Annotated in this window: 2 protein-coding genes; both read left to right on the forward strand. The window is 73.5% G+C overall.

Going from position 1 to position 5,907, the window contains the following annotated elements:
* Positions 1–1,902, forward strand: a 1,902-nt coding sequence (locus ACFXB5_RS52070; protein ID WP_385222741.1) for an SDR family NAD(P)-dependent oxidoreductase, incomplete at its 5' end; no start/stop codon positions are given.
* 51 nt (positions 1,903–1,953) lie between these two features.
* The gene (locus ACFXB5_RS52075) at positions 1,954–5,874 is read left to right on the forward strand and encodes a type I polyketide synthase (RefSeq protein ID WP_385222743.1); all 3,921 of its coding nucleotides are present in this window, start codon (positions 1,954–1,956) and stop codon (positions 5,872–5,874) included.
* Positions 5,875–5,907: the final 33 nt, after the last annotated feature.

Genomic DNA, 5,907 nt, shown 5'->3' on the forward strand with positions numbered 1-5,907 from the left:
GGCGCCGCCACGGGATTCACGGTCGGCGGCGAGCGGCTGGACGACCACGCGGACCTCGCGGCGCTCGCCGCCGCCCTCGACGGCGGCGCGTCCGCCCCCGACGTGGTCGTGGCGCCCCTCACCGCCACCGGCGGCGCGGCGCCCCTGCCCGACAGCGCCACCGGCGGTGCGGCGCCCCTGCCCGACAGCGCCCGGACCGCCGCCCGGGACGCCCTGGACCTGGTCCAGAACTGGCTGCGCGACCAGCGGCTCGCCGACACCCGCCTCGTCCTCGTCACCCGTGGCGCGGTCGCGGCGGCCCCCGGCGAGGACATCGCCGACCTCGCCCACACCACCGCGTGGGGCCTGGTCAAGTCCGCGCAGTCGGAGAACCCCGGCCGCTTCGTCCTGGTGGACATCGACGGCACCGACGCCTCCCAGCGGGCCCTGCCGTCGGTGCTCGCCACCGACGAACCGCAGCTCGCCCTGCGCTCCGGCACCGGCCACGCCTACCGGCTCGCCCGGGTCCCCGCCCTGGCGGACACCCGGGACGAGTCGGCCGGACTCGGCGGCCCGGAGGGCACCGTGCTGCTCAGCGGCGCCACCGGCGCCCTGGGCGGACTCTTCGCCCGCCACCTGGTGGCGGAGCGCGGAGTGCGGCATCTGCTGCTGGTCAGCCGCCGCGGTGGCGAAGCCCCGGGCGCGGCCGAACTCGCCGCCGAACTGGGCACGTTGGGTGCCGAGGTCACCTGGGCGGCCTGTGACACCGCCGACCGGGACGCCCTCGCCGCCACCCTCGCGGCCATCCCGGCGGAGCACCCGCTGACCGCCGTCGTGCACACCGCGGGCGTCCTGGACGACGGGGTGATCAGCTCGCTGACCGGTGAGCGGATCGACACCGTGCTGCGCCCCAAGGTGGACGCGGCGTGGCACCTCCACGAGCTCACCCGCGAGCTGGACCTGGCCGCGTTCGTGCTCTTCTCCTCGGCCGCCGGTGTCTTCGGCAGCTCGGGACAGGGCAACTACGCCGCGGCCAACACCTTCCTGGACGCGCTCGCCCAGCACCGCCACGCTCAGGGCCTGCCCGCGAGCTCGCTCGCCTGGGGCCTGTGGGCCACCGCCGACGGCATGGCCGGAAGCCTCGACACCTCCGATGTCACCCGCATCTCGCGCGGTGGTTTCGCGGCGCTCGGACAGGACGAGGGCCTGGCGCTGTTCGACGTGGCGGGCACCCTGTCCTCCGAGGCCGCGCTGGTGCCGATCCGCATCGACACGGGCGCGCTGCGCGGCCAGGCCGCCGCCGGGCTGCTGCCGCCGCTGCTGCGCGGCCTGGTCCGCACCCCCGTACGGCGCTCCGCCGACACCGGGGCCACCTCCGGTGTCGTGGCCGACTCGGGTGCGGGCTCGCTCGCGACACGGCTCTCCGGGCTCTCGGAGACCGAACGCGACCGCGAGCTGCTGGAGGTCGTCCGCGGCCATGTGGCGGCCGTCCTCGGCCACGCCACCCCGGACGACGTGGACGCCGGCCGCGGCTTCCTCGACCTCGGCTTCGACTCGCTCACCGCCGTGGACCTGCGCAACCGACTGGGCGCCGCCGCCGGGCTGCGCCTGCCGGTCACGCTGATCTTCGACTACCCGACGCCCACCGCGCTCGCCGGGTATCTGCGCGAGGAGCTGGGCTTGGACGGCGCGGCCGGACACCAGCCCGTACACGCGGAGCTCGACAAGCTCGAGGCGGTCCTCGCCACGATCGCCCCGGACGACATCGAGCGCCCCGGCATCACCACCCGCCTGCGCGACCTCCTGTCGAAGTGGAATGAAACGCAAAGTGCTACCGACAGCACCGCAGAAGACCGTGAAATCCAGTCCGCGACGGCAGACGAGATCTTCGATCTCCTCGACGACGAGCTCGGGCTCTCCTGACCAGCTCCACAAGAGCTCATCGACTCACCTCAGCACCGCGGGGACGGCGTAATGGCGACGGCGAACGAAGAGAAGTACCTCGACTACCTCAAGCGGGCCACCACCGACCTGCGCGAGGCGCGGCGGCGGCTGCGCGAGGTCGAGGAGCGCGAGCAGGAGCCCATCGCCATCGTGGCGATGAGCTGCCGCTACCCCGGCGGGGTCAGCACCCCCGAGGAGCTGTGGCAGCTCGTCGCCCGCGGCGGTGACGCGGCCACGCCGTACCCCACCAACCGCGGCTGGGCCACCGACGTCCTCTTCGAGCCGGACCCGGACAGCGGCCAGGAGCCGTACGTCCACGAGGGCGGATTCCTCCACGACGCGGCCGACTTCGACCCCGCGTTCTTCGGCATCTCGCCGCGCGAGGCCCTGGCCATGGATCCGCAGCAGCGGTTGCTGCTGGAGACGTCGTGGGAGGCGTTCGAGCGCGCGGGCATCGACCCGACCACCCTCCAGGGCAGCCAGACCGGTGTGTTCGCGGGCGTGATGTACCACGACTACGCCTCCCGGCTGTTCTCCGCGCCCGAGGACGTCGAGGGCTTCCTCGGCAACGGCAGCTCCGGCTCCATCGCCTCCGGCCGCGTCGCCTACACCTTCGGCCTGGAGGGGCCGGCCGTCACCATCGACACGGCCTGCTCCTCCTCCCTGGTCGCCCTGCACTTCGCCGCGCAGGCGCTGCGCCGCCGGGAGTGCTCGCTGGCCCTGGCCGGCGGTGTCACCGTCATGTCCACCCCCGGCACCTTCACCGAGTTCAGCCGCCAGCGCGGACTCGCGGCGGACGGCCGCTGCAAGTCGTTCGCGGCGGCGGCGGACGGCACCGGCTGGGGCGAGGGCGCCGGCATGCTGCTGCTGGAGCGGCTCTCCGACGCCCGCGCCAACGGCCACCAGGTGCTGGCCGTCGTCCGCGGCAGCGCCATCAACCAGGACGGCGCCAGCAGCGGGCTGACCGCGCCCAACGGCCCCTCGCAGCAGCGCGTCATCCGCCAGGCCCTGGCCGCCGCCCGGCTCGCCCCCGGCCAGATCGACGTGGTCGAGGCCCACGGCACCGGCACCACCCTCGGCGACCCCATCGAGGCGCAGGCCCTGCTCGCCACGTACGGGCGCAACCACAACGAGGACCAGCCGCTGTGGCTGGGCTCCATCAAGTCCAACATCGGGCACACCCAGGCCGCCGCCGGTGTCGCGGGCATCATCAAGATGGTCATGGCGATGCGCCACGGGGTGCTGCCGCCGACCCTGCACGTCGACCAGCCCACCCCCAACGTCGACTGGTCGGCGGGCGCCGTCTCGCTGCTGACCGAGGGGCGCTCCTGGCCCGACACCGGGCAGCCGCGCCGGGCCGCGGTGTCCTCGTTCGGCATCAGCGGCACCAACGCGCACACCATCCTGGAGCAGGCGCCGGAGCCGGAGGAGGCAGCAGCCGCGAAGACGGCCGACGACGCCCCGGCCGCCGAGGCCCGCGCCACCGCGCTGCCGCTGTGGACCGTGGCCGCCAAGAGCCGCCCCGCGCTGCGCGCCCAGGCCGCCAACCTGCGCGCCCACCTCGAGGCCCACCCCGAACTGAGCCTCTCCGACGTCGGCTTCTCGCTGGCCATCGGCCGGGCCGCCTTCGAGCACCGGGCCGCGATCGTCGCCGACGACCGCGAGGGCCTGATACGGGCCCTCGACGCGCTGTCCCGCGAGGAACCCGCGACCGGGCTGGTCGAGGGCAAGGTCGCGAGCGGCAAGGTGGCGTTCCTGTTCACGGGGCAGGGGAGTCAGCGGCTGGGGATGGGGCGTGAGCTGTACGACGCCTATCCGGTGTTCGCCGAGGCGCTCGATGCGGCGTGTGCGGAGCTGGACGCGCATCTCGAACGGCCTTTGAAGGATGTCCTGTTCGGGGACGATGCCGAGGCGCTGGATCGGACCGGGTTCACTCAGCCCGCGCTGTTCGCGGTTGAGGTGGCGTTGTTCCGGCTGGTCTCGGAGGCGTGGGGGCTGCGGCCCGATTTCCTCTCCGGGCATTCGATTGGTGAGTTGGCCGCCGCGCATGTGGCGGGTGTGTTGTCGCTGGCGGATGCGGCGCGGTTGGTGGCGGCGCGTGGGCGGTTGATGCAGGAGCTTCCGGCGGGTGGCGCGATGATCGCGGTGCAGGCGTCGGAGGACGAGGTGGCGCCGCTGCTGACCGAGCGTGTCTCGATTGCCGCGCTCAACGGTCCGTCGTCGGTGGTCATCGCGGGTGATGAGGACGCGGCGGCTGAGCTCGCGGCGGGTTTCGAGGCGCGGGGTCGTAAGACCAAGCGGCTCACCGTGAGCCATGCGTTCCATTCGCCGCGTATGGACGGGATGCTGGAGGCGTTCCGTCAGGTGGCGCGGGGGCTGTCGTACGAGGCTCCGAAGATTCCGATCGTGTCGAATCTGACCGGTGGCGTGGTCTCCGCCGAGGAGATCACGACCCCCGACTTCTGGGTGCGCCACGTCCGCGAGGCCGTGCGCTTCCTCGACGGCGTACGGACGCTGGAGGAGCGCAACGTCACGACGTTCGTGGAACTGGGCCCGGACGGTGTGCTCACCGCCATGGCCCAGGACTGCCTGACCCGCGACGACGCCACCCTTGTGTCCGCGCTGCGCTCCGGCCGCCCGGAGCTCCAGAGCCTGGCCACCGCCGTCGCCGGGGCGCATGTCCACGGTGTCTCCCCGGACTGGGCGGCGGTGTTCGCCACGACGGACACGGCCCGCACCGACCTTCCGCTCTACCCCTTCCAGCGCGAGACCTACTGGCTCGACATCGGCTACTGGGCGGGCGACATGGCGTCCGCCGGGCTCGGCGTGGCCGACCATCCGCTGCTGGGCGCCGCGGTGGCGCTCGCCGACTCCGACGGCTTCCTCTACACCGGCCGGCTCGCCCTGGACACCCATCCGTGGCTGGCCGATCACACGGTGGCGGGCTCGGTGCTGCTGCCGGGCACGGCCTTCGTGGAGCTCGCGATACGCGCCGGTGACCAGGTCGGTTGTGATCTGCTGGAGGAGCTGACGCTGGAGGCGCCGCTGGTGCTTCCCGAGGCGGGCGGTGTCCAGCTCCAGCTCTCGGTGGGCGCTCCCGACGGTTCGGGGCGGCGCTCGCTGACGGTGTATTCGCGGTCCGAGGACGCGGCGGTCGACGAGCCGTGGATGCGGCATGCGTCGGGTGTGCTGGGCTCGGGCGCGCCCACGGCGTCGTTCGACCTGGCGGCGTGGCCCCCGGCGGGGGCATCGGCGCTGCCGGTCGAGGGCCTGTACGAGGGCCTGGCCGAGGCAGGGTTGGCGTACGGCCCGGTGTTCCGGGGGCTGAGGTCCGCTTGGCGGTTGGGTGATGAGGTCTACGCGGAGTTGGAGCTGTCGGAGGGTGCGCGGTCCGAGGCGGGTGCGTTTGGTCTGCATCCGGCGCTGTTGGATTCGGCGCTGCATGCGGTCGGGCTCGGTGGTCTGATCGAGGGTGAGGGCGGGGCTCGGTTGCCGTTCTCGTGGGCTGGTGTGTCGTTGCATGCGGTGGGTGCTTCGGTGCTGCGGGTGCGGTTGTCGGCGGCGGGTGCGGATGGGGTGTCGCTGGCGGTGGCGGATGGTGCCGGGCGTGCGGTGCTGTCGGTGGACTCGCTGGTGCTGCGGCCGGTGTCGGCCGAGCAGATCCGGGGTGCGCGGGGTGGCCGTCAGGAGTCGCTGTACCGGCTGGACTGGGCCGAGGTGTCCGGGCAGGGTGCGGCCGGACGCTCGGCGCTGCTGGGGTCCGACGTCCTCGGCCTGGAGTCGGCTGGGCAGCGGTTCGACGCGTACGCCGATCTGGAGGCGCTGGCCACGGCGGTGGAGTCCGGCGCCACAGCGTTGCCGGATGATGTGGTGGTTGTCCTGTCCTCGGACCTTCCGGCGTTTGAGGACAGGGGTGCTGGGGCGGAGCCTGGGGGGGGGGGGGGGCCTTAAAGAGACGCGGGGGTGGTGGGGGGGCGGGGTGTG

The organism is Streptomyces sp. NPDC059455 (assembly GCF_042750115.1).
In the GTDB taxonomy this organism is placed as follows: Bacteria; Actinomycetota; Actinomycetes; order Streptomycetales; family Streptomycetaceae; genus Streptomyces; species Streptomyces endocoffeicus.

What these genes read in the sequence shown, in the direction of transcription:
- ACFXB5_RS52075 (WP_385222743.1), top strand. Translation starts at nt 1,954, where the DNA reads ATGGCGACGGCGAACGAAGAGAAGTACCTCGACTACCTCAAGCGGGCC.